We start from the raw sequence: 22,878 nt of genomic DNA, 5'->3' as shown, positions 1-22,878 counted from the left end.
AAAGTATTATTAGCTATATTCCTTTTTTATGGAGAAATAATTGCTTAAAAAAACTTATCGTATGAATTGATGTACGATTAATATTTACGAAAAACTAATGTATAATAACGTGAATTGTATGTAGTTTCTTAAAATTATCGAAAATATACTTTTGCTTCTTTACCAAAAGAGGAAAAGGAATTTCAATATAGAAGAAGCTACTGTAATACTAGAGTGTGTGCCAAGAACTATGGATTTCTTTCATCTAGTTTTTATTTAATCGTTAATCACTACATAACAATGTTCTTGCTAAACCAAAAGTTTAAAGGTACAAACTTGGAGAGATTTATATAATGCTAGAAAGGTTGTGAAATGATTTGATGGGTTATAAAGCGATGCTGTTTGATTTAGATGATACATTACTTGATAGGGATAAAGCAGTAGAGGCATTATTTTTAATTGTTTTAGAAAAGTGTTATGAAAATGTAGATGGTGCGGCTAAAAGCAACATGTTACAGAAATTCAAAGAATACGATAAAAGAGAATATGGCATAAGTAATAAAACGACAGTTTTAGAATCATTGTTTGATGAATTCAGGCCGAAGTATAGATTGCCACGCAATTACATCCAAGATTTTTGGAATAATAATTTCCCTAGATGTTTTTCAATAGACCAAAATACTATTCATTTCTTAAATCAAATAAAGAAGCACTTTAAAGTTGGAATTATAACAAATGGCTCAACTCAGAGGCAAAAAGCTAAAATATTTAACACGAATTTAAATAAGTATTTTGAAACAATCATTATTTCTGAAGAAGTGGGATTTAGTAAACCTGATAAACGTATATTCGAACTAGCATTAAATAAGCTAAATTTACAGCCGGAAAATACTTTATTTGTTGGAGATGACTTAGAAAAGGATATTGCTGGTCCTCAAAATGCAAATATAAAAGGTGTGTGGTTTAACCCTCAGAAAATCAAGAATACTACCAAAATACAACCATATGCCGAGATTAACACTTTGAATAGTTTGTTAAGTTATGTTACTCCACAATATTTTTATAACAAGTAAAGGCAATTCCATATATATATTCAAAAATATAAAAAAGAGAAACTATCATTAATTTCATTGACCGTATTAGTAATAAAAAAATAGATACGATTTTAATATACGAAGTTTTGTAAAACAATTTTACTCATACTGTGTAAATTATAAAGGGGTGGGACTATGGAAATAAAGAAAGTAGTAATCGATGGAATCAATATTGCGCTCATTAGAAACGATAAGGTATTAATATCGGATGTTCAGTCTGCATTAGATACTATGGCAACAGTTCAATATGAGGTAGATGCGAAACATATTATTATCCATAAATCTTTAATAAGTGAAGATTTCTTTGATCTAAAAACACGGCTTGCGGGCGATATCCTTCAAAAGTTTATAAACTACAAGGTAAAGATTGCTATTGTTGGAGATTTCTCTATGTATACTAATAAAAGCTTAAAGGATTTTATTTATGAATGTAATAAAGGGAATGACATTTTTTACTTAGCAACTGAACAACAAGCAATTGAAAAACTAAGTACATTAAAATAATAATTATATCCTGCTAAATTCCCCCATTTCAATTAGTTCATAATTATATACGATATAGAAGAACTGATGTTTGTGGTAAACTAAGAGATGAATAAAGGGGGAGTTTTTTTGAACAATTTTAATAATATAATCCAAAATTTAAATAATATAGTTTACAAACCTAACAACTTAATTATTACGAATCTAAAAGAAGAAAAGCAAAACGCAGAATATGCCGGATGTTTATTTCACTTAAATAACAAAACCATTCGTTTTAGAAAATCAAAAGTTACTCCTAATAAAATTGGGCAATTTGTTTCTTTTTGGGAGAAAGATGAAAATATGCGAAATAGAGCTTTCTCTTATGAAGCTGCTCCTGATTTATTAGTAATCACTTGTATTGCTGATAATAAACTAGGGCAATTTATTTTTCCTAAAGAGATTCTTCTTAAAGAAAAAATATTGAGAACACCAAGTCAAACAGGGAAAATGGCAATGAGAATTTATCCTGTTTGGGATACCACTGTTAGCAATCAAGCTAAAAAGAGCCAAACGTGGCAACTTCAATATTTTGTTGATTTAAGTGATATTATTAATTTGCCTATAGATAAACTATTAAATTTATATTCGTAGCTTTTGATTTGCCCCAAAAAGAAGTAATTACAGAAAAGACATTTGTAATGACGCCTTCTATTAATTTACCTCGTGAATCGTAATTTTTGTACCGGTACAGTTAAATGAAATGTACATTGTTACAGTGCCCCTTAAAATTTACAATCAGCATATATTATTTTAACTTATAAATTTTTAAGGGGTGCTAAATATGACAAGTTTACAAGATCAGCTTTTCACAAGATTAAATCTTAAAAAACGTAATGATGTAACGTTTGAAGAATTACCTACAATACTCTTTTCGTTTGCGCATACTATACCATTTGAGAATTTAGATGTTATAGCACGAAATACGAATCAAATCTCTCCGGAAAACTTGCGAGAGAAAATTTTAACTAGTTCCCGTGGTGGACTTTGCTACGAATTAAACACTCTTTTTTACTATTTTTTAAGAGACTGTGGCTATGATGTACAACTGGCATTAGGTACGGTTTATAAAAACGATATAAATGCATGGGCACTTGAGGATGGCCATATAACAATTATTTTAACTTATAATAATGTACAGTATTTAATTGATGTAGGTATAGCTTCGTTAGTACCTCTTGTTCCTGTACCTTTTACTGGTGAATTTGTTTCTTCAAAAAATGGTTCGTACCGGGTGAGACAAAAAGCTACGAGTAGAGGAAATTATGTTTTAGAAAGAAAAGATGCTGCTGGAGAATGGAAAGTTTGTCATGCTTTTTATAAACATATTATTGATGAGATAGTAGTAAATGATGTTCAAAGAAGAGTGATAGAAGATGAGAAGTCTATTTTTAATAAGGGACCAATTGCAGTAAAGTTGACGAACTCTGGCCATATTTCATTAACGAATACAAGTTTAACCGAAATTATTCATGGGGAAAAAACTAAGCGTGAAATTACAGAAGATCAATATAAAGAGTTTTTATATACTTTATTTGCTATTAAGTTATGAATAATAAAGATAGCCGGTTCTTATTCAGAAGCGGCTATCTTTATTATTTTTGGTGTAAATGGTTTTCTTCTAATATGTTTCGGAAACTGCGGTATAGTTAATGTTTCCTCAGCTTCTTCATATGTATGAAAAATTGGTTCTTTTCCATCATCCCCTTGTAAAACTAGCCCTTCATCTCGGATTACATATGGCATAAAACCACCCCATCTAGTAAAGAATTATGTTCTTTTGCAGCAGAATAATACGATTTAAAGTTTGATTTTCTTAATACATATAATACACTAGAACAGTACGAAAAAGTATGTACAATGAACTTTGAATGTAAAGGAAGATTATTATGTCAGTTATTGATAAATTGAAACTTAATAAGTATACAAATATGGTCGTTATTAACGAACCAAGCGATTATGACATTTTTACAGGTAAAGAAACTGCATTCTCAAAAGAACACGATGCTATCTTTATATTTGTAGAAACGCTTGATGAAATGGTGAAACAAACGAATTTTATTATTAGTAATGAAGAATTACTAATTGAAAAAGGTTACGTATTCTTCGCATATCCGAAAAAAGGTAATGCTCGTTATAGTACGTTTATTCACCGTGATGAGATGTTTCCGGCATTAAACGTTGGAGAAGATGGTTATGTGGGAGAAAGCGATATTAAATTTGCACGAATGGTAAGTATGGATGAAGTCTTTACTGTTGTAGGTTTAAAACGTGAAAAGAAAAAAACAACGAAAACATCTGCTATGAGTCAATGTGTTGCCGATTATGCAGATCGAATTAAAGATGTTGAAGCATTATTAACAAATCACCCGAATGAACTTAAGTTTTATCAAAGTTTAACGCCTGGATATCAGAAAGATTGGGCACGTAATCTTTTTTCTGTAAAACAAGAAAAAACACGTGAAAAACGTCTAGAGAAAATGATAGAAATCCTTTCACAAGGCTATAAAACAATTGAATTATTCCGTAAGAAGAAAAAATAATGATTAAGAAAGTCACAATGCTGCAACAATTAATTGTGATGAGTACATTGAAAAAAGCATTCCTTCCATTATACTAAGGAATGTTCTTATATTTATATAATTAGCAAAAGAGAAAAGGTGTTTGAAATGAAATCGTATATTGTAGTTGGATCTGGAATTTTAGGAGCGTCTACTGCTTATCATCTTGCTAAGGCAGGTGCGAATGTTACTATCGTGGATCGCCAACAATTAGGGCAAGCAACTGATGCAGGAGCAGGTATTGTATGTCCATGGCTATCACAGCGTCGTAATAAAGCATGGTATAAAATCGTTAAAGGCGGTGCACGTTACTATTCTTCGTTAATTCAGCAATTAGAAGAAGACGGTGAAACTGACACAGGATATAATCGTGTAGGTGCAATTAGTTTACATACTGACGAGAAAAAGTTAGATCAAATGGAAGAGCGAGCTTATAAACGACGTGAAGATGCCCCAGAGATTGGTGAAATAACTCGCTTATCAGCTGAAGAAACAAAAAAATTATTCCCAGCATTATCAGACGAATATAGTTCTGTTCATATTAGTGGTGCTGCACGAGTAAATGGAAGATTATTACGCAATGCATTAATCAGTGCTGCGAAAAAACATGGTGCAACTTTTATAAAAGGCGATGCCATATTAGTCCGTGAAGGAAATCATATTACTGGAGTTACAGTAAACGATGAAACAATTTTAGCAGAAAAGGTTATTGTAACTGCAGGCGCATGGGCGAATGAAATCTTGAACCCATTAGGAGTTAATTTCTTAGTTACATTCCAAAAAGGACAAATTGTTCATCTGCAAATTGAAAATACAGCAACAGAAAATATGCCAGTTGTTATGCCACCGAACGATCAATATATTTTAACGTTTGACAATGGTCATGTCGTAATTGGTGCAACACATGAGAATGATACTGGTTTCGATCATCGTGTAACAGCAGGTGGTTTACATGAAGTATTCCATAAGGCATTAGCAGTTGCACCTGGCTTAGAAAATGCTACAATGCTTGAAACGAGAGTTGGATTCAGACCATTCACACCAGGATTCTTACCTGTTATCGGGCCACTACCTAACTTTGAAGGAATTCTCGTTGCGAATGGATTAGGGGCTTCGGGTTTAACAGCTGGTCCATACTTAGGAGCGGAACTTGCTAAACTAGCGCTCGGACAACCGATTGAATTAGATTTAAATGATTATGACGTTGCTGGCGCAATTGAATAATATGGAGTACTGCTAACATTTATGAAAAACCATGCTAAACAAATTCGACAGAGAATAAGTAGTTTTTCCTCTGTTAAGAGTAAGCCTGTTTATGAAAAATAAAATTATTTAAAAATAGAGGGCCGACATTATAAACCTGCATTAATAATGTAGAATTGTGATGTCGGCTCTTTATTCATATTGATTTAAAACTTATTTTCGAGAGGAGGTTAAGTAATGAGAGCGCCATATCAAGTATTGATATTTCCTTATATAAAAACTGCCGATTCTATTCAATATGCCATTTTTAACCGAAGTGATTATGGTTATTGGCAAGGAATAGCTGGTGGCGGAGAAGACGGCGAGATTCCTATTGAATCAGCAAAACGGGAAGCATTTGAAGAGGCTGGTATTACAAGAGAATGTCCATATATACAATTAGATTCTGTGTCTTCACTATCAGTAGAAGATGTAGTTGGAGGATTCCTTTGGGGAGAAGAGGTTTATGTAATAAAAGAATTTTCTTTTGGAGTTAAAGTCCCTACAAAAAACATATCATTATCTAAAGAACACTTCAATTATAAATGGTTATGCTTTGAGGAAGCAGTAACGTTTTTGAAATGGGATAGCAACAAAACAGCATTGTGGGAATTAAACAAAAGACTATTAAAACAATAAAAGTGTTAGCTAACAAGGATAGTATTGGAACAAGAATTGAACCATTAACAAACCTTTGCTACACTTCTAAACAATGTTTTAGATTATAAAATAGAGTAATATAGATTTTGTATAGGTAATTTACTAAGAGAACTTGTACTAAGAAAAGCCCTATACAGTTGACTCTGAAAAAATGAAAATAGTTAGAAATATTTTTATATCGTACGGTTTTTGGCTATGAATAACGGAATAAATATTAAGTATTCAACAGTTTAAATAAAATGAGTTAGCTTTTTATTTTAAGAAGAAAGATGACTCGTTTTATGCTAAAATTCGCTTAGTGTATATTTTCGTTAAAATGTGGGTGGGCCCCCTTTTAGCAAAACCGGAGTGGAAATGATGAGTATAAATAGTTTTGTGGGATTGATAAAGGACGAATTATTAAAAGAGGTAAGTATAAGAAGTGAGGATGAATTCGAGCCTGTAGTAGTTAAAGATATTCCTAGACTTTGGAAGTGTTTAGGAACAGGTAATTATGCCGCAGTATTCATGCACAAAGAATACAAAGATTGGGTAGTGAAAGTTTACGTGCGAGAAGGAGAAGGAATTGAAAAAGAGTCAGAAGTATACCGAAGAATTGGAGATCATCCTTCTTATTCAAAGCTTATATATAAAGGAGAAAATTTCATAGTATTGAAACGTTTAAAAGAAATTACCTTATACGATGCTATTCATAAGGGAATTAAAATTCCTAAGCAAGTAATACTTGATATCAATGAGGCTTTAGAGTATGCGAGGGAACAAGGGTTAACTCCTTGTGATGTTCACGGGAAAAATGTGATGATGGAAAAAGGAAGGGGATATGTAGTCGATGTATCTGATTTCTTAAAAACAAAAGAAGATAGTAAGTGGAGAGACCTAGAAAAGGCATATTTCACCTTTTATTTTCCTTTCATTTATAAATTGCCTTTCCCCGTTAAAATACCGTATTTTATGTTAAACATTGTTAGACGTTCGTACAGAAAATATAAGAAGCTTAAAAAGAAATTCAAATTATAAAAGGACCACATATGTTCCCAAAAACGAGTTGAATTCACATAAATTACTGTAGAAAAATTTAAATTTTTGTTTAGGGGCTACTTCAAGACCTTAGCTTGCTGGGTATATGGTGCTACCTCAAAATATAAAAAGATTAGGAGTGAATCCTAATCTTTTTATTTATACATATTTTTGTTAGTTATATCACTATCAATTCCAAAACGGGATATTTTGAATAAAAGAAACCGTTAAAATAAGTGTTGATACGGAACCAGCAGTTACTAAAGTTACTATTTTTCGTCCATTCTGTTCTTTTGAAGGTTTTATAAGTTCTGTAATTAACACAATCCATATTATGATAGAGATTATTGAAATAATATTTATAGACATATGTAACACATCCCTTCTTGTTTTCACATAAATATTTCTTCTTTTATAAAATAAAAGCAATTTAACAAGAAAATATGTAACGCATTACAAATCAATATTTTCCTGTTAAACCACCTTTTTTAAATAGAAATACGACTGATAAAACGATAACAACAGCCTTCAAACTTCCCCAATATGGATAAATAGCATGATCTGTTAGACTAGCATATTGAAAAATATTCTCTAAACCGAAAATTCCTATCATGACTGCTAAAATGAATGAAGCTGATCCATACGTCCCGTTATGATAGAGGGTAAATAAATAGACTGCGAAAATTAGTGGTAAGATGATTTGTAGTACGATTATCATAGTTCGTCCCCCATATTATTTATAATTATATTATATACAAAATTGTAATAAAAAGGAATACGACTTATTTGATACTAACAGAACTACTCTAATCATATTCTTATATAAAAAGAAGAAAAAGGGGTGTACAGTTAATTGACAAAAGTTAAAGTTAGTTTACGACCCATTGTTCATAATATAAATTTACCAACCGTATTGAAAACAACAATACTTCCAGGCGAATCGACCGAAAGACTATTTATCGCAACCCAATTAGGAGAGATTTTTTACATAGGGAATGGAGTTATAAAGATATTTTTAGATATTCGTCACCTAATTATTAAATTAGGTACATTTGAAGAAGGTGTTTCTAGTAGCGGTTATGATGAACGCGGATTGCTAGGACTTGCGTTCCATCCACAATTTTATCAAAACAGGTTATTTTATCTACATTATTCAGTAGCCGGAACTCAAGGGCCAGGTGCACTTTCTGAACAATTTAAACCTAATCCTTGTGACCCTAAAACATTAAATTTAAAGTGGGTTAATAGAAATACGCAATATGATCACATTGATACTGTGGAAGAATGGACTTTACAACCTAATGGTCAAGCTCAAAAGCGACGAACATTACTGAATGTAAGAAGACCATTTTTTAATCATAACGGAGTCAATAGTTTAAACTTTTCACCTGAGACTGGAAAACTTGTTTTTACAAATGGAGATGGCGGATCAGGTTATGATCCATTTAACTTAAGCCAAGATAATTTAGAAATAGCAGGTAAAATAATTGAAATCGATGTAAGTAAAAATACATTTATAAATAACCCTCCTGTAGTTACACGCTTCGATGAACTTCCTTTATCTATACAAGAAACACTTACAGTAATTGCAAAAGGAGTACGTAATATAACTGGCATTTCATTTCAAAGGTTTTATAATCAATATATCAAATACGCCGGAAATGTCGGACAAGATATTGTAGAGTCTATTTTTTCATTTGTTCAATATAAACCTATACCGGTTACAGAACTTGTTCAAATGCATTTTATGAGGCTCACTCCCAATCAAGATGGGTTTATCAATTTTGGTTGGAGAGGATGGGAAGGGGATTTACCTACTTCTTTTATACGGCATTGTTCCGAAAATCAGACTTTGGATGAAAGAACAATGACTTATTATGATGAAACAATACAAACTTCAGTGAAGCGCATTCTACCTCTACTTAGTTATTTTCATAAAGATTCTAGAACAGATAAGTTTGGAGGAACTTCCCTTACAGGAGTTCAGCCATATATGGGAAATGCAATTCCAAATTTAACAGGTAGCGTAGTGTTTACTGACCTTGCTAAGAAAGAAGATTTTCGACCGCCAGTTAAAGGTGTTTTAGCCTATACTAGAGCAGGTACAGACGGTAAACATGCTGACTTTCATGCTATTGAAACCAATTATGATTTTGGTACGCAAGCAGCTTATTATATGAGTTTAGGAACAAATTTGAATCAAACTAAATTATATTTAGGAGTTTACGGTTCTATGAAAGTAACTGATTTTAATAAAGGTACCATTTTTGAAATTATCCCTTAATACGATACAAATTATCAGTCTAAAAATATAATATAAGGAATTCATTCTGTTCCCAAAACGCACGACTTAACTTATCCCCCTAAAAATCTTCAATGTATGAGCATCTATTAATTTGCAGAAAGTAACTCATAAACCGTATGTGTACGAATAATATAGAAAGTAATGAATGAGGTGTCTTTAGGGGGGATTTTAATGAATCGGTTTGTACGTTATTGGTATCAACTGATGATAGAGCATGATATAAGCTTTGTTCATAAAAGAAAATTGTCCCTTGCGAATAAGTTAGTACTTACAGCTTTGATGAGTGCATTAGCCACCATGTTTCAAGCAGCGGGTAACTTAGTTCCTGGTATAGGTTTGCTCATTAGTCCATTTTCGACATTACCGATTTTTTTTGCTATTTTCTATTCTATTCGTGAGGGAATACTTTCTTATATTCTTACTATTTTTCTATTATTTATTATTGAGCCAAGTGAACTAATTATCTTTCCTTTTACTACAGGCTTATTAGGTCTAGCCTTAGGACTAGCCTTTTTAAAATTTAAGAGGAGAATTTGGATTGTTTCCTTTTCTGCGACTTGTCTACTTATAGGGATTATGATCGTTCTCGATGTTTTCCGTTTTCCGGTACTTGGTCCTACTGTTCATACAACTATGGACATAAAAATTATTTTATTAATATTTATACTGAGCTTTCTATATTGCTGGATTTATGCAGGTTTTTGCAGAATAATGATGAATAGATTATGTAAAGTGTTGTATTGACAATGGCATAATGAAGATTGGAGAATGTATTCATGACTAACGTTGCAGTTAGAAGACCGAATTTGAATGATGTAGATGAACTATATTTATTTTTCCGTATCGTTATTACGAATACATACAAAAATGAAGGATTATCACAACTATTGGATGACATAGAAAATGAAATTAACATGAAAAAGCAATATTTGAAAACAGATTTTGATAGTAATGGAGAAAAACGTTACTTTTTATTAGCAATTGATACAAATAACAATAAAATCATTGGAACAATTGAAGTTGGTCCAGCAAGTAAATTGATTAATAGTTGTACAGGTGGTGTACTTAAGGATTTGTATGAAATAGGAACTGTATTTATACTTCCAGATTATCAAAGAAAGGGTATCGGGAGTTTACTGCTACATACAATGTTTCTTACGTTACTTAGCAGAGGAATAACAGAATTCTGTTTAGATAGTGGATACAGAAAAGCGCAAAGTATATGGACAAAGAAGTTTGGAGAGCCTAGTTATGTACTGAAAGATTATTGGGGAGAATCAAGTGATCATATGATTTGGAAGAAGAGTTTACATGATACACCTATAATATTTGAATTATAAAATGAAATATACCTATGAACGTAGCTTTTCTTACATATGTATGCTATTATTTATCTTTATAATAAAAGAGGACGTGAATGAACTTGATTAAAATTAGTATCCCTGAAGTTGATGTTACAATTACTGAACGTAAACAAGTTATTAAAGGAGACGAGCCAATCATTACTCCAATTAATGGATTTATCGATTTCCACTTGTTCCCTAGAGATAAAGGCGGCATTTTTATGTTTTACAATATTAATGACGAACTACTTTTCGTAGGTAAAGCTCGTAAAATTAGACAACGTATTAAGAAGCATTTTGAAGATAATGTTTCACCAATTAAAAATCACCGTGATGAAGTATACCGCATTGATGCATGTATCGTAGAAGATCCAACAGAAAGAGAAATTTACGAAACATATATCATTAATGAATACAAAGCGAAATATAACGTTGATAAAGTATTCTACAAATAATCAACATTAATAAAAAACAATCCTAGCTAATATGCCAGGATTGTTTTTTATTTAGATTTATTCTTCATATCTTTCTCCTTTTTTCAAATGATTAGCCACAATAAAACAGAATATCCCTATAAATATAAGTACAATACCAAGCGTTTTATGGTTTCCTTCAAAGAAAGGAATATCTGAAATAACATTTGTCATACATAGTCCTAAAAATATAAGGATAGGGCCCATCCAAAGTAATACATTACCGAATTTTGTGTGCTTCCACATAATAACCCTCCTTAATTCTCTTTACATATATATCCATAAACTAAAAGTAAATTCATAGAGAAATATAGTTTTTTTCATATCGAAAATTTAACCCTCATATATTGGTACAAGCAAAAGAGAAAGGAGACCATCATGAATTGGTTAGAAGCTTTCATATTAGGTATAATTCAAGGTTTAACAGAATTTTTACCAATCAGTAGTACCGGACATCTTTATTTAGGAAGGCATTTATTTCAATTAGATGAAGCAGGCTTATTTTTAGATACGATGTTGCATATTGGGACTTTACTTGCAGTGTTTATTTATTACAAAAAAGAATTTATATATTTAATTAAAAACCCATTTTCAAAGCTCATGTTATTACTTATTGTTGGGACGATACCTGCAGTTGTTATTGGTTTATTGTTTAAAGACTTCTTTGAAGATATTTCAAAAACAGGAATCACGATCGGTTGGGAGTTTTTAGTGACCGGATTCTTTCTCTACATGGCAGATAAACAAAAGAATGGTCGTAAAAAAATGGATGACATAACATATAAAGACGCATTAATTATCGGTTCATTTCAAGCTGCTGCTATTTTTCCAGCCATTTCCCGTTCTGGAATGACAATTGTCGCTGCATTATGGAGAAAATTAGACCGTGAAACTGCTGCTTACTTTTCTTTTTTACTGTCGACACCAGCTATTGTTGGAGCTATCATTTTGCAATTTGCAGACGTTTTTCAAGGGAAAGCAGAATCTATTTCTAGTACATCTTTAATTGTCGGAACGTTATCAGCAGCGTTTTTTGGATACATAGCCGTTTCATGGATGATTCAATATTTAAAACGTCACTCCTTAAAAGTATTCGCGTATTACGTATGGGGATTAGGTATTTTAATTTTAACGTTGCAATTTACTGATGTATTTTAAGTATAATGATAAAGAAGTTAATTAGTTTAAGATCCTGTTTCATTCATACAAGGCAGGATCTCTTTTTATTAAGGGGGAAAATATGTTTAATAAGGCTATCGTTATTGGTGGAAGTATGGCAGGAAAGTTTGCAGCAAAAGCATTATCAATTTTTTTTAAAGAAGTAATCATTTTAGAAGTCGGTGAAAAATGGGATGGAAAAGCTTCAAGAAAAAGAGTTCCACAAAGTAATCATCCTCACGTGTTATTAAAAGGTGGAGAAAAAGCAATTGAAGAATTGTTTCCTACTATTACGAATGAATTAATAGAAGCGGGTAGTATTATAAACAACTTTACACGTGATTTAAAATGGCATCAATTCGGTCTATGGAAACAACCGTTCAAAGGGGAAGTACATATGATTCAACAAAGTCGTCCTTTACTAGAATGGCATATTCAAAAACGAATACATCAGATTTCAAATATTACTATTAAATATGAAACATTGGTTAAAGGGTTATTGGTAAATGAAAAGCTTAACAAAGTGTGTGGAGTAAAAGTTAAATATTTAGAGACAGACATACAAGAAGAAGTTCATGCAGACCTTGTAGTTGATGCGAGTGGATTTGGCTCAAAAAGTATAGAGTGGTTACGAGAATATGAAATTGAAGTACAAGAAGAGAAAGTTCGTATTGATTTATTTTACGCAACGAAAATGTTCAAACTTAAAGAAAATGAGAAATTAGACTGTTGCAATGTGCTAATGTCTCCGAGTTTCCCTGATAGCCCTTATGGCGTTCTTATTCAAACGATAGAAGATAATCGTTATTTTGTTACTTTCAGTGGATACGCAAACGAGAAAGCACCACAAACAGATGATGAGTTTTATGATTTTGCTGAAAACCTATCAATTTCTAATGTTACAGACTTCCTAAACAAGGCTGAGGGAATTACTGATATAAAGACATACAAAATTCCCTATCAAGTACGCCGGCGATTTGATTTAGTGAATAATGTACCAGAAGGCTTATTAGTTGTTGGAGATGCGCAATGTCGTTTTGATCCCGTTTTCGGCCAAGGCGTATCAGTTGCTGCTATGGAGGCTCACCAGTTGCAATTACTTCTGCAAGGTAGAAAACAACTTGATAAAACATTTACACAACAATTTTATAAAAAGGCAGCTAATATAATAGAAACCCCATGGGATATGACAACAACGGAAATATCACGTCATCCGCAACTAAAGAGAGAATTAACTACAAAACAAAAATTTCAGCTATGGTATACGAAACAAATATATCGACTATCCGCAAGTAATTCTGATGTTTATATTCGGTTAGTACGAGTGATGAATTTAATTCGTAGTCCATTTCATCTTTTTCATCCGAAAGTGCTACTATCTGTATTACTTAATCGAAAGTAATAGCAGGAATATAATTGATTAAAAAAGAATGTATAACAGTTAGTAAATCTAGAAGGAGAATACGGGATGAAAATATACATAGAGCAACTAAAGAAACAAGATGCTAAGGATTTATTTACGTTTGAACTTACGAATAAATCTTTTTTTGAAACAATGGTGCCAAATCGTGGCTCAAAATATTTTGAATTTGAATATTTCCAAAAACTACTAGACGATTTATTAATAGAACAAGCAGATGGAGATTCTTATTTTTATTTAATTCGTAATGAAGAAAAAGAAATTGTAGGGCGAATTAATTTAGTAGATATAGATACGGAAACTCAAATTAGTTCGCTAGGGTATCGGGTCGGAGAAAAATTTACTAAAAAAGGAGTTGCTACAGCAGCCGTAAAATTAATTTTAGATGTAGCGAAAAATAATGAAATTACTGAAGTTCATGCTAAAACAACTACTAATAATCTCGCATCACAAATTGTACTAGAAAAAAGCGGATTTTCTTCTTATCAAAACGAATCAGATACAACTTCTGTAGAATTAAATGGAGAACATGTGAAGTTTGTACACTATATTTGGAGAAATACTTCACGCTTATAATAAGGAGGACTTATTCATGAATGATTTACGTTATCCAATTGGCCAATTTACATACAAACGTCCTATAACTGAAGAAATGATTGATACATGGATTCAAGAAATTGAAGATTTACCAAATGAACTAACAAAGGCAATTAAAGATTTAGATCAGAAGCAGTTAGATACACCATATCGCGTTGGAGGTTGGACTGTACGTCAAGTAGTTCATCACGTCGTTGATAGTCATATGAATAGCTACATACGCTTTAAATTAGCACTGACAGAAAAGAATCCCACTATTAAGCCGTATAAAGAAGAGAAGTGGGCAGAGTTACCCGATTCAAAATTACCGGTAGATGTTTCACTAGTAATGCTAGATTCATTACATAAAAGATGGGTTAACCTTTTATATTCTCTAGAAATTGAAGATTTAGAAAAGACATTTAACCATCCTGAAACTGGTGAAACAAAACTTGCTGTTGCAATAGGACTATACGCATGGCATGGTCGTCATCATACCGCTCATATTACCTCGTTAAGAAAGCGACTTAATTGGTAACATGGAGATTACATTAGAGAAGGCGACAGAAAGTGATGCAGAAGTTATATTTCAAATGCAAATAGACTCATTTAGCCCTTTATTACATAAATATAAAGACTATGAAACAAATCCAGCAAATGAAACTATCGAAAAAACTATTTGTAGAATAAATCATGTAGACGGTGGCTTCTATAAAATAATAGTGGCAATGAATCTTGTTGGAGCGATATGCATTTCACCAAAAGAAACACCCTATAAATTTTGGATCAGTCCAATGTTTATTCACCCGAGTTATCAAGGAAAAGGAATTGCCCAAAAGGTACTTACATTAATTGAGGAAATGTTTCCTGAAGCAACGAGCTGGGAACTTGCTACTATTTTAGAAGAAGAGAAAAATTGCTTTTTATACGAAAAGATGGGTTATAAAAGAACAGAAGTTATAAAGAAATTAAATGATGAAACTACACTTATTTATTACAAAAAAGAAAGGTAAAGCATATAAAATACGCTTTACCTTTTTATGTTATTTTAGATTAAATATACAAAAATAATGTATGTTCTTCCAAAATACTCGGGTTAGTAATTTTAAAAATGAATAAAAATATAAAAACCACTACTTAGTCGTAAAGGTTACTAACGCTTTTTGAATGCTTAAAATACTATCGTCACCTTTAAATTCTTTCGTAATTGGATCCTCCATACTAGACACCCAAATTTTAAGTTCTGCATCTAAATCAAAATGCCCAGCCGTTTCGATGCTATATTGTGTAATACTTTTATAAGGAATAGAATGGTATTCTGTTTTTTGCCAGTTACTCCTTGTTTATCTACTAAAATAAGACGACGATTTGTAAATACGATTAGATCACGAATTAATTTATAAGCATGCTCTACTTTTTCATCGTCTAGCATAATCTTCTCTAAATCACGTTCTACACTTTCAGAACTCGTATTTGATGCATTTCCTAAAATACCGCTAAATAAACCCATATTAAATTCCTCCTTTAATATATGTGGAATGAATTACTTATATTGTAACATGTTACTCACAAAGATATTATGACATTACTTTAGTAGTTTCTGGTTATTGTTGTAATTAGTTTATATAACCTCATCTTAAAATCTTATGCTAATATGAAATTAAGAAAAAAGAAGCAGAGGGATATAGCATGAAGAATATAGGTTTAGTATTAGAAGGCGGAGGAATGAAAGGTTTATATACTGCAGGTGTACTCGAATATTTCATGGAAAAGAACTTATTCTTTCCGTATGTAGTCGGCGTATCAGCAGGAGCCTGTATGGGAGCAACTTATTTATCACGTCAAAAAGGGAGAAATAAGAAAGTAAATACAGAGCTAGTAGCAGATCACCGTTATATATCTTATCGAAATTTGATTCGAAAACGCGAATTATTCGGAATGGATTTTTTATTTGATGAAGTACCTAATAAAATTGTACCATTTGATTTTCAAACTTTCTTAAAATGTAATGAACAGTTTGTCATAGGGACGACTGATTGCGAATCAGGACAAGCCATTTATTATAATAAAGCAGAACACGGAAATGATATTTTAAAAATCATTCGCGCCTCAAGCTCTGTACCGTTTATAGCACCTGCTGTAGAATATAATAATCGAAAATTATTAGATGGAGGGATTATAGACCCTATACCAGTTTTGAAAGCCCAAAAGGATGGTTATGAAAAGAACGTTGTCATTATGACAAAGCCAGAAGGATATGAGAAGCAGCGAAATAAATTTTCAGGCCTGGCTAAAATTTTATATAGAAAATATCCGAAAATCGCAGAGAATTTAGTAAACCATTATCGTTTTTATAATGAGACGATATCTTATATGAATCGAGAAGAACAAAAAGATAATTTTTATGTAATTCAACCAAGTGTACAGCTTCCTATAAGCGGAATAGAAAGAAATAAGGAAAAGCTCGTTAACCTATATAATCTTGGGTATATCGATGCTCAATATCATTATGAAAACTTATTAAATTGGATAGAGAAATAAAGGGGTGGAAAGTTGAAGTTAGGAAAACGAATTATTTTTAAGGAATTGCAGAAAATGCATAGTCCACTTCATAAACCGTTTCCTTATCGTGCTACAGCAAAATTGCAGCGAGATTTAAAAAGTAAATTTACCGAAGATGACTGTATAAACGCTGATTTTAATCATTATTGGATGCATACAGCAGCTACTTTAAATTCTGTACTAAATGGAAACGAACAGAACATTACGTTTCAACAAATAAAGTGGTTAAGAAAATCGTTTTTCGAGTGGTTTCCGCAATATCGTTTTCTAGAAACAGAAATTGTGAATTATCCCATTTTGTATAGAGATTTCATAAGTTATGAGAAGACCAGAAAGCTATTACTTTATTACCTTACTGAATAAAAGCGAAAACGTACAGGTTACATTACTTGTACGTTTTTTTGTTCATAAAACATTCAATATTAACAACTAGTTTATATAGGAATTCTAATGAGAAGAAAGAAGTACATATAATAGAATGATGCAGGGGAGGAGAGAGGAATAGCTGTTTTACTTTAAGTTATTGTCCAACTCGAATACAGTTAGTTATTTATGTTAAAATATTTCGAGTGAAATCAAGCTTTTAAGAATTTCATTAAACATTAAACAAAACAAGTTAGCAACATAGAAGGGATAACATTAACATGAAAAACGTATCAAATATAGATAAAGTAGAATCAATAAAATCTTTACAGTCAACAATTAGTAAACTTGAAAATGCCTTATCACAGATGACTCAAAAAGGATCAAATACTACTTTAGTGAAAAAAAGACTCAAAGCAGCTAGTATCGGCTTAGCTATGTTAGAAAGTGTTTGGAAGCAAGAAACTCATCATTATACTCAGGAAGATTTAGCAGAAGCTCGTAATGTTCTAATTGGTTTGCTTCCATCAATTGAAAAGATTTACGTTAAGTCAAAGCTTGGGAGTCCTCAAAGAACGCTTTTAGAAAGAAGAATAAAATCGTTGGAACTTTCTATTCAAGCAATAGACAATTATTCTAGTAAATAACTCATTTAAAGAGTCTTATTACAAAAGTGTAGCAAGGCTCTTATATCATTCTATCAAAATTAAATAACCTTACTGCCACATTGCAGCAAGGGCAAAACATCTTGATCTACCTCATAATTATTCTCAAACTTCACATCTTCAAGAACATTTCATTGTCTTTAATAAAAATCCATGCATTAAGTAATCTTCAATCGCAAAAACACTCAATTATTTAATTTACGAAAATGGAATACCGCCATGTATTGCTGTAGATCATGTTAATCAGCTAGAAGAACTAACTTTTGAAAACGATATTCCTTGGATTGAAAATCAAATTTCATCTATAAATTCTATTGCAACTCAACTTCACTTTTATATGGTAGCAGGACAACTTGAAAACAAACCTCTTTTAACGGCCAATAACCACTTGTATAGAGCTTTAAAAGATAAAGGGTACAAAAACCACTTATGAAGAGTTTCGAGACGGTCATGATAGCGTGTGAGGGTGAAAAAAGTTGTTAGATGGATTGAAAGCTTTGAAATAGATAAAAACCACACTATAAAATAAAAAGGAGAGAAAATCTATGAATCAAGAAGAACTAGATAAAAAACTAAAAAAACAAGAGATTTTAGTAAAAGATGAGAAAGTTTGGTCCTATACGTATGAGGATCATATTAGTTCTATCGTTAAACAAGCAGAACAAAAAGGAGCTTTTGATAATTTACCTGGTAAAGGGAAACCTCTTAATCTTGATAAAGATCTTTCTTACAATCCTGAAAAGCAACTTTATAGAACTTTAGCAAATAATCATGTTTTACCTAGGTGGATTGAGCTTTCAAAAGAAATTGATGATTTAAAAGAAAAACTAAAAGAAAATACAAATACTGCAGAAGCAGCGGACTTAATTCGAACTATTAATAAAAAGGTATTAGAACATAATTTACTTTGTCCACCAAGCGCGCAAAAAATGAGGGTGAAAATGGATTTTTAACGATTTTCAATTAAGCTATCGCTTGCTATATAATTAAGTTAGGCATTTTCAATTCATTACTAAAGGGAGGCAAATGTAGTGAAGAATACGTATCCACTTCAAATTCCGAAAGAACTAGAACAGTATCGTAGTATTTTAGAAGAAAGTGTGAAACCGTATGTTAAAGTGTCTGGAACGCAAGCAGAGACAACGCTTTTTGAAAGTAAGTTTGGTGGATATCCGTATTTACCTATAGATCAAGAGCATCCTAAAGACTCAAACGGACAACCTATGATGTTACTTGCGCAGTTAAACTTTGAAGAAATTCCGCATGTTGAATATATGCCTCAAAAGGGAATGTTACAGTTTTTCGTAAGTGCTGGTGATGAGCTTTACGGAGCAGATTTTGATCATCCAACAATCCAAAAAGACTTTCGAATTATTTATCATTCTACAATTATAGAAGATTTAAATAAGGTTATTACTGATTTTAGTTATTTAAACGCCTTAGAATTAGAGGACTTTATCATACCTGAAGCAGCGAAATTAAAGTTTGAATTAGGTTATCAACCCGTAACGTCAAGGGATTATCGATTTGAAAAGATGTTTAGTGAGGATATTGATTGGGAAGAAATTGTTGATGAAGAAAATAATACAGAATTAGGCGAACTGTATGATGATTTATGTAAAGATCAAGGACATAAAATTGGTGGATATCCATTTTTCACACAGACAGATCCGAGAGAATGGGAAGAAAAATACCAGCAACATGACATATTATTGCTGCAAATCGATACAGACGATTCATTAAATATTATGTGGGGCGATTCTGGGGTTGCTAATTTCTTTATACGTAAGGAAGAGGTGTTAAATCTAGATTTTTCCAATGTCATTTACAATTGGGATTGTTACTAGAAGATATAAATAATATAATAGCAAACAAAAAATCTTCCTGAAGGTGAGGAGGATTTTTTTATGTTAAAAATAAGCGTTATGTTAACTAGAATAAAAAACAATGATTGTAATGAAAGTCAAGTCTAAATAACAGAAATAACAACAAATAATGTAAAGTTGTAAAACATGTGCAAATAGCAATAAATTCATTAAGTAAAACATAAAATAAAATTACTAATTTATATTTTGTATAGAAATAATTTTTCTGTATAAAAATTTCTTGCCAATCAAAAATGTTTTTAATTCGTTAAATCTTAAGCGATTATTGATTAAGATTTGCTGTGATGAATTTATAACAAATAAAAACGATAAAAGCTGAAGAAATTTGTTTAGATAAGATTTCATGTGAATTTCACTAAAAATCTCTGTTTCGTCTCATTAAGTATAGTTTACTTGGTTTTTGATACCTGATATTACTTTGTTTCTATAACTGCCTATAATATATATTATGTTAACTAACTTTAAATAACAAACTTATTATATGTAAGTTTGTTATTGTGATTAGCCTCCCCTCGTTCTTTTTAATCATTCTGTTTGATGGATTGTTTAGTTGTTTGTTTTATAAGTTGTTGATGAAAATGTCTCCAGATATAAATTATATTTAAGACAATAAAAAATGCAATTCGTTTTAACTGAACGCATTAACCGAATTGCATGGATATGATTCATAATAAGTTTTTAAAATTAGTTTGCTACAGCAATTGCTTCGATTTCAATTAAAAAGTTATCGTTAATTAACTTTCTAACTTCTACAGCTGAACTTGCTGGTGGATTTTTAGGATTTTATATTTAGTTATCGCTAGTGGACATTGTTAAATTAATCTTTTCATAATCTCTTTTAAATTGATTATCATTTTTTAGCCAACGTTTGAAAGCCGATTCGCTTATTTCTAAATTTGAACAAGTTGTAGTATTACATTTATTTTTCATATATTCTTCAAGGAAATTTTGTTTTCTTTGTTTAACGGCAGTTTGAGTTTGTTTTAATTTTCGATCTTGTAATTGATCTAAATTCAGACTTTCTTTCTGAAACACTTCATATTTTCTATGCAAATAAATATCTTTGTCTTTATAAATCCAATTTGAAAATAGTTGTATTGATTTTCTTCCAGATAAAATAACGCGATAATGTTTGTTTTGATTTAGTAAATCGGCTCGTAAATTGCGATTTTGAAGAATTTGATGTAAAGAATTCATAAAGTTATATGATCCACCTACGAAATTAACTGTATAAGTTTCATACTTGACGTAACCATCCCCATCAAAATACCCACGAACAAAATGATGCAAATATTCTTCTGGTACAAAAGGAAATTCGATGTTAAATGATTTACATGGCATAATTCCGTGTATGTTCATAAAGTCGTCTTTGATTGTTTTGCTATTAATATTTAGCATATATACGCCTGTTTTTTTGTTTTGATAAAGTGGCTGGTTTGTTTTGAGTTCTTTTTTTATATCTTCTAAAATATAACTTTCTTTTTGAGATATACTGACACATTGATTTTCCTTCTGTATAACACCATCTGCTGCTATAAACCCTAAAATATAAGCCATGTTATTTGACCACGTTTTAAAATAATCTTCTGTTATGTCATACTTTCTCTTCCAACTCCCTATAGCGCGCCTTGGTACGTTATTGTCTGATAAAACCATACGAATATACCTTGCAGACACATTAGCAAGTGTAGCGATCTCTGAGGTACTCTTCCCCTCTGCATATAGCTGCGTTATTTCAGATTTTGATAGTTTACATTTTGATTTCTTTTTTCGTTTTATGTGCACTTACATCCTCTCCTTCCTTTCTTTTATTAGAGACATATTTTCTTCTATAACATACAACGGAACGTATGTTCTTTGTTGCGTATAAGAAGGAATTTACTAAATAAAAACAATTTACATGTACTTAATATTTGTCTTAGCTGCTGCTGTGCGATTTGTACTTTATAGATACAAATAATGAATTTGACGGATTTATGAAATACAAGGCATTTTAGATGAAAGGTAAAATAATATAGTTTAAACTACAAATAGCTACAATAACAACATACGTAAATTGTTAATCGTAAAAAGGAGAACGAATGAATAAGAAATATACAAATCAAATTCATACTGATATGAGTTTTAAACCGAAAGATATTATAAGTTTAATGACGGATTACTTTAAAATAAAATCAAAGCTGCGTCCTATAAAGGATTTGCCTATCGTTTTATCAAATAAAGATAATGAACCGTTAGAGAGTGTTACATGGTTTGGCCATTCTGCTTCTCTTTTGAAAATAGAAGGTAAAAAACTGTTATTAGACCCGATGTTTGGAGATGCCTCTTCCCCATTTCCTTTGTTTAATAGTAAACGCTATAGTGGTGCTTTTTCTTTAGAACGTGATGACCTTCAAGAAATTGATGCGATTATCATTTCTCATAATCACTATGATCATTTGAATTACAAAAGTATTATGCAGTTAAAAGATCGCGCAAAGCACTTTTATGTTCCAACTGGAGTTGCACAATATCTTATTAAATGGGGTGTTTCGCCTAGTAAAATTAGTGAGCATAATTGGTGGGACGAAATTACGTTTGATAATATTAAGTTAGTATGTGCGCCTGCAAGGCATTTCTCGGGACGTGGTATGACAGATAGAGATCGTTCATTATGGTGTTCATGGCTTATTCTTGGTCAAGAGACTAAAATTTTCTTTAGTGGTGATAGCGGTTATGCCCCTCACTTTAAGGAAATTGGTGATAAATACGGTCCATTCGATCTTACATTAATGGAATGCGGGCAATATGATCCGAGGTGGTCTGCTATTCATATGTTGCCTGAAGAAACGGTACAAGCTCATATTGATGTTAAAGGAGAATTACTTCTTCCAATTCATTGGGGTGCTTTTACGTTAGCATTACACAAATGGAGTGACCCGATAGAACGTGTTACGAAAGAAGCCAACCGTTTAGGTGTTAAAATTACAACGCCTCAAATTGGCGAATCTATTACGTTAAAATCTACAAACTATCCTTCAACAGCTTGGTGGAGAGAAATTTAATTATAAAT

The 22,878-nt window shown here is 31.5% G+C and carries 28 protein-coding genes and 3 pseudogenes; 24 read left to right on the top strand and 7 right to left on the bottom strand.

The genetic code is table 11. The features are described 5' to 3' along the window. Positions 1–359 precede the first annotated feature (359 nt). From ATL10_RS09245 to ATL10_RS09230, 4 genes are all read left to right on the top strand, one after another. Positions 360–1,052 carry an HAD family hydrolase gene (locus ATL10_RS09245; RefSeq protein ID WP_142327645.1) on the top strand — a complete coding sequence of 231 codons (693 nt, stop codon included), beginning with the start codon at positions 360–362 and terminating at the stop codon, positions 1,050–1,052. 156 nt (positions 1,053–1,208) lie between these two features. Continuing rightward, a complete protein-coding gene (locus ATL10_RS09240; RefSeq protein ID WP_098361073.1) occupies positions 1,209–1,577 on the top strand; it encodes a DUF4180 domain-containing protein in 369 nt (122 codons plus the stop codon). Positions 1,578–1,664: 87 nt separating this feature from the next. Further along, a complete protein-coding gene (locus ATL10_RS09235) occupies positions 1,665–2,189 on the top strand; it encodes a MepB family protein (protein ID WP_082179180.1) in 525 nt (174 codons plus the stop codon). A 190-nt stretch (positions 2,190–2,379) separates the two neighbouring features. Continuing rightward, positions 2,380–3,147, top strand: coding sequence for an arylamine N-acetyltransferase family protein (locus tag ATL10_RS09230; RefSeq protein WP_100910214.1), 768 nt, complete (start codon positions 2,380–2,382; stop codon positions 3,145–3,147). Positions 3,148–3,167: 20 nt separating this feature from the next. On the opposite strand, the gene ATL10_RS31205 is transcribed toward ATL10_RS09230, so the two are convergent. Beyond that, positions 3,168–3,341, bottom strand: a complete 174-nt coding sequence (locus tag ATL10_RS31205; RefSeq protein WP_176265164.1) for a hypothetical protein — start codon at positions 3,339–3,341, stop codon at positions 3,168–3,170. 143 nt (positions 3,342–3,484) lie between these two features. Between ATL10_RS31205 and ATL10_RS09225 the strand changes: the two genes are divergently transcribed. From ATL10_RS09225 to ATL10_RS09210, 4 genes are all read left to right on the top strand, one after another. Further along, entirely contained in the window at positions 3,485–4,138 is a 654-nt protein-coding gene (locus tag ATL10_RS09225; RefSeq protein WP_000110846.1) for a YdeI/OmpD-associated family protein, read from the top strand. A gap of 126 nt (positions 4,139–4,264) precedes the next feature. After that, positions 4,265–5,380: an NAD(P)/FAD-dependent oxidoreductase gene (locus tag ATL10_RS09220; protein ID WP_097821824.1), complete on the top strand. Its 1,116-nt coding sequence runs from the start codon at positions 4,265–4,267 to the stop codon at positions 5,378–5,380. Positions 5,381–5,596: 216 nt separating this feature from the next. Beyond that, on the top strand, positions 5,597–6,037 hold the full coding sequence (locus ATL10_RS09215) for an NUDIX hydrolase (protein WP_001202588.1): 441 nt from the start codon (positions 5,597–5,599) through the stop codon (positions 6,035–6,037). A 378-nt stretch (positions 6,038–6,415) separates the two neighbouring features. Beyond that, a complete protein-coding gene (locus ATL10_RS09210) occupies positions 6,416–7,075 on the top strand; it encodes a protein kinase family protein (RefSeq protein WP_097846080.1) in 660 nt (219 codons plus the stop codon). A gap of 189 nt (positions 7,076–7,264) precedes the next feature. On the opposite strand, the gene ATL10_RS09205 is transcribed toward ATL10_RS09210, so the two are convergent. Continuing rightward, positions 7,265–7,444 (bottom strand): hypothetical protein, encoded by a 180-nt coding sequence (locus ATL10_RS09205; protein WP_000026312.1) that lies wholly within the window; start codon positions 7,442–7,444, stop codon positions 7,265–7,267. A gap of 91 nt (positions 7,445–7,535) precedes the next feature. After that, entirely contained in the window at positions 7,536–7,793 is a 258-nt protein-coding gene (locus ATL10_RS09200) for a hypothetical protein (protein WP_000587696.1), read from the bottom strand. Positions 7,794–7,928: 135 nt separating this feature from the next. Here ATL10_RS09200 and ATL10_RS09195 point away from each other — a divergent pair, with 135 nt between their 5' ends. The 4 genes from ATL10_RS09195 (at position 7,929) to ATL10_RS09180 (ending at position 11,178) form a co-directional block, all read left to right on the top strand. Further along, the gene (locus ATL10_RS09195; protein WP_110496791.1) at positions 7,929–9,359 is read left to right on the top strand and encodes a PQQ-dependent sugar dehydrogenase; all 1,431 of its coding nucleotides are present in this window, start codon (positions 7,929–7,931) and stop codon (positions 9,357–9,359) included. Between the two features lie 192 nt (positions 9,360–9,551). Beyond that, on the top strand, positions 9,552–10,124 hold the full coding sequence (locus tag ATL10_RS09190; protein WP_001079228.1) for a hypothetical protein: 573 nt from the start codon (positions 9,552–9,554) through the stop codon (positions 10,122–10,124). A gap of 32 nt (positions 10,125–10,156) precedes the next feature. Then, positions 10,157–10,720 carry a GNAT family N-acetyltransferase gene (locus ATL10_RS09185; protein ID WP_110496790.1) on the top strand — a complete coding sequence of 188 codons (564 nt, stop codon included), beginning with the start codon at positions 10,157–10,159 and terminating at the stop codon, positions 10,718–10,720. Between the two features lie 77 nt (positions 10,721–10,797). Continuing rightward, positions 10,798–11,178: a nucleotide excision repair endonuclease gene (locus tag ATL10_RS09180; RefSeq protein WP_001048947.1), complete on the top strand. Its 381-nt coding sequence runs from the start codon at positions 10,798–10,800 to the stop codon at positions 11,176–11,178. A 57-nt stretch (positions 11,179–11,235) separates the two neighbouring features. Here ATL10_RS09180 and ATL10_RS09175 read toward each other — a convergent pair whose 3' ends face one another. Continuing rightward, the gene (locus ATL10_RS09175; protein ID WP_098329323.1) at positions 11,236–11,442 is read right to left on the bottom strand and encodes a hypothetical protein; all 207 of its coding nucleotides are present in this window, start codon (positions 11,440–11,442) and stop codon (positions 11,236–11,238) included. Positions 11,443–11,574: 132 nt separating this feature from the next. Between ATL10_RS09175 and ATL10_RS09170 the strand changes: the two genes are divergently transcribed. The 5 genes from ATL10_RS09170 to ATL10_RS09150 all read left to right on the top strand — a co-directional run bounded on the left by ATL10_RS09170 (position 11,575) and on the right by ATL10_RS09150 (position 15,363). Continuing rightward, on the top strand, positions 11,575–12,354 hold the full coding sequence (locus tag ATL10_RS09170; protein WP_053564291.1) for an undecaprenyl-diphosphate phosphatase: 780 nt from the start codon (positions 11,575–11,577) through the stop codon (positions 12,352–12,354). A gap of 82 nt (positions 12,355–12,436) precedes the next feature. Next, positions 12,437–13,756, top strand: coding sequence for an FAD-dependent monooxygenase (locus tag ATL10_RS09165; RefSeq protein WP_110496788.1), 1,320 nt, complete (start codon positions 12,437–12,439; stop codon positions 13,754–13,756). 66 nt (positions 13,757–13,822) lie between these two features. Further along, the gene (locus tag ATL10_RS09160) at positions 13,823–14,350 is read left to right on the top strand and encodes a GNAT family N-acetyltransferase (protein WP_078401728.1); all 528 of its coding nucleotides are present in this window, start codon (positions 13,823–13,825) and stop codon (positions 14,348–14,350) included. Between the two features lie 16 nt (positions 14,351–14,366). Further along, the gene (locus tag ATL10_RS09155; protein ID WP_000999070.1) at positions 14,367–14,888 is read left to right on the top strand and encodes a YfiT family bacillithiol transferase; all 522 of its coding nucleotides are present in this window, start codon (positions 14,367–14,369) and stop codon (positions 14,886–14,888) included. A gap of 1 nt (position 14,889) precedes the next feature. Beyond that, the gene (locus tag ATL10_RS09150) at positions 14,890–15,363 is read left to right on the top strand and encodes a GNAT family N-acetyltransferase (protein ID WP_090977900.1); all 474 of its coding nucleotides are present in this window, start codon (positions 14,890–14,892) and stop codon (positions 15,361–15,363) included. A gap of 120 nt (positions 15,364–15,483) precedes the next feature. Here ATL10_RS09150 and ATL10_RS09145 read toward each other — a convergent pair. Then, a pseudogene (locus ATL10_RS09145) lies at positions 15,484–15,860 on the bottom strand (PH domain-containing protein). A gap of 179 nt (positions 15,861–16,039) precedes the next feature. On the opposite strand from ATL10_RS09145, the gene ATL10_RS09140 reads away from it, so the two are divergent. The 6 genes and pseudogenes from ATL10_RS09140 (at position 16,040) to ATL10_RS09115 (ending at position 19,787) form a co-directional block, all read left to right on the top strand. Then, entirely contained in the window at positions 16,040–16,891 is an 852-nt protein-coding gene (locus ATL10_RS09140; RefSeq protein WP_029442485.1) for a patatin-like phospholipase family protein, read from the top strand. A gap of 12 nt (positions 16,892–16,903) precedes the next feature. Beyond that, positions 16,904–17,275 carry a YxiJ-like family protein gene (locus tag ATL10_RS09135; RefSeq protein WP_000765936.1) on the top strand — a complete coding sequence of 124 codons (372 nt, stop codon included), beginning with the start codon at positions 16,904–16,906 and terminating at the stop codon, positions 17,273–17,275. Positions 17,276–17,556: 281 nt separating this feature from the next. Continuing rightward, positions 17,557–17,922, top strand: a complete 366-nt coding sequence (locus ATL10_RS09125; protein WP_029442483.1) for a hypothetical protein — start codon at positions 17,557–17,559, stop codon at positions 17,920–17,922. Positions 17,923–18,010: 88 nt separating this feature from the next. Then, a pseudogene (locus tag ATL10_RS31820) lies at positions 18,011–18,404 on the top strand (hypothetical protein); the annotation flags it as partial. A gap of 81 nt (positions 18,405–18,485) precedes the next feature. Beyond that, complete coding sequence (locus ATL10_RS31815; RefSeq protein WP_001987779.1) at positions 18,486–18,893, top strand: DnaJ family domain-containing protein; 408 nt, start codon at positions 18,486–18,488, stop codon at positions 18,891–18,893. Between the two features lie 78 nt (positions 18,894–18,971). Next, positions 18,972–19,787, top strand: a complete 816-nt coding sequence (locus tag ATL10_RS09115; protein ID WP_110496786.1) for a YwqG family protein — start codon at positions 18,972–18,974, stop codon at positions 19,785–19,787. 723 nt (positions 19,788–20,510) lie between these two features. Here ATL10_RS09115 and ATL10_RS32330 read toward each other — a convergent pair. Both ATL10_RS32330 and ATL10_RS09105 read right to left on the bottom strand, forming a co-directional pair. Further along, positions 20,511–20,603 (bottom strand): annotated as a pseudogene (locus ATL10_RS32330) (RidA family protein); the annotation flags it as partial. Between the two features lie 12 nt (positions 20,604–20,615). Then, positions 20,616–21,611, bottom strand: a complete 996-nt coding sequence (locus ATL10_RS09105; protein ID WP_110496783.1) for an LAGLIDADG family homing endonuclease — start codon at positions 21,609–21,611, stop codon at positions 20,616–20,618. Between the two features lie 296 nt (positions 21,612–21,907). Here ATL10_RS09105 and ATL10_RS09100 point away from each other — a divergent pair, with 296 nt between their 5' ends. Further along, positions 21,908–22,870 (top strand): MBL fold metallo-hydrolase, encoded by a 963-nt coding sequence (locus ATL10_RS09100; RefSeq protein WP_098256580.1) that lies wholly within the window; start codon positions 21,908–21,910, stop codon positions 22,868–22,870. Positions 22,871–22,878: the final 8 nt, after the last annotated feature.

This window comes from Bacillus sp. 196mf (genome assembly GCF_003217275.1).
In the GTDB taxonomy this organism is placed as follows: domain Bacteria; phylum Bacillota; class Bacilli; order Bacillales; family Bacillaceae_G; genus Bacillus_A; species Bacillus_A thuringiensis_S.
The sequence above is the reverse complement of the archived record's forward strand: the minus strand, read 5'-3'. Positions and strand labels throughout refer to the sequence as shown.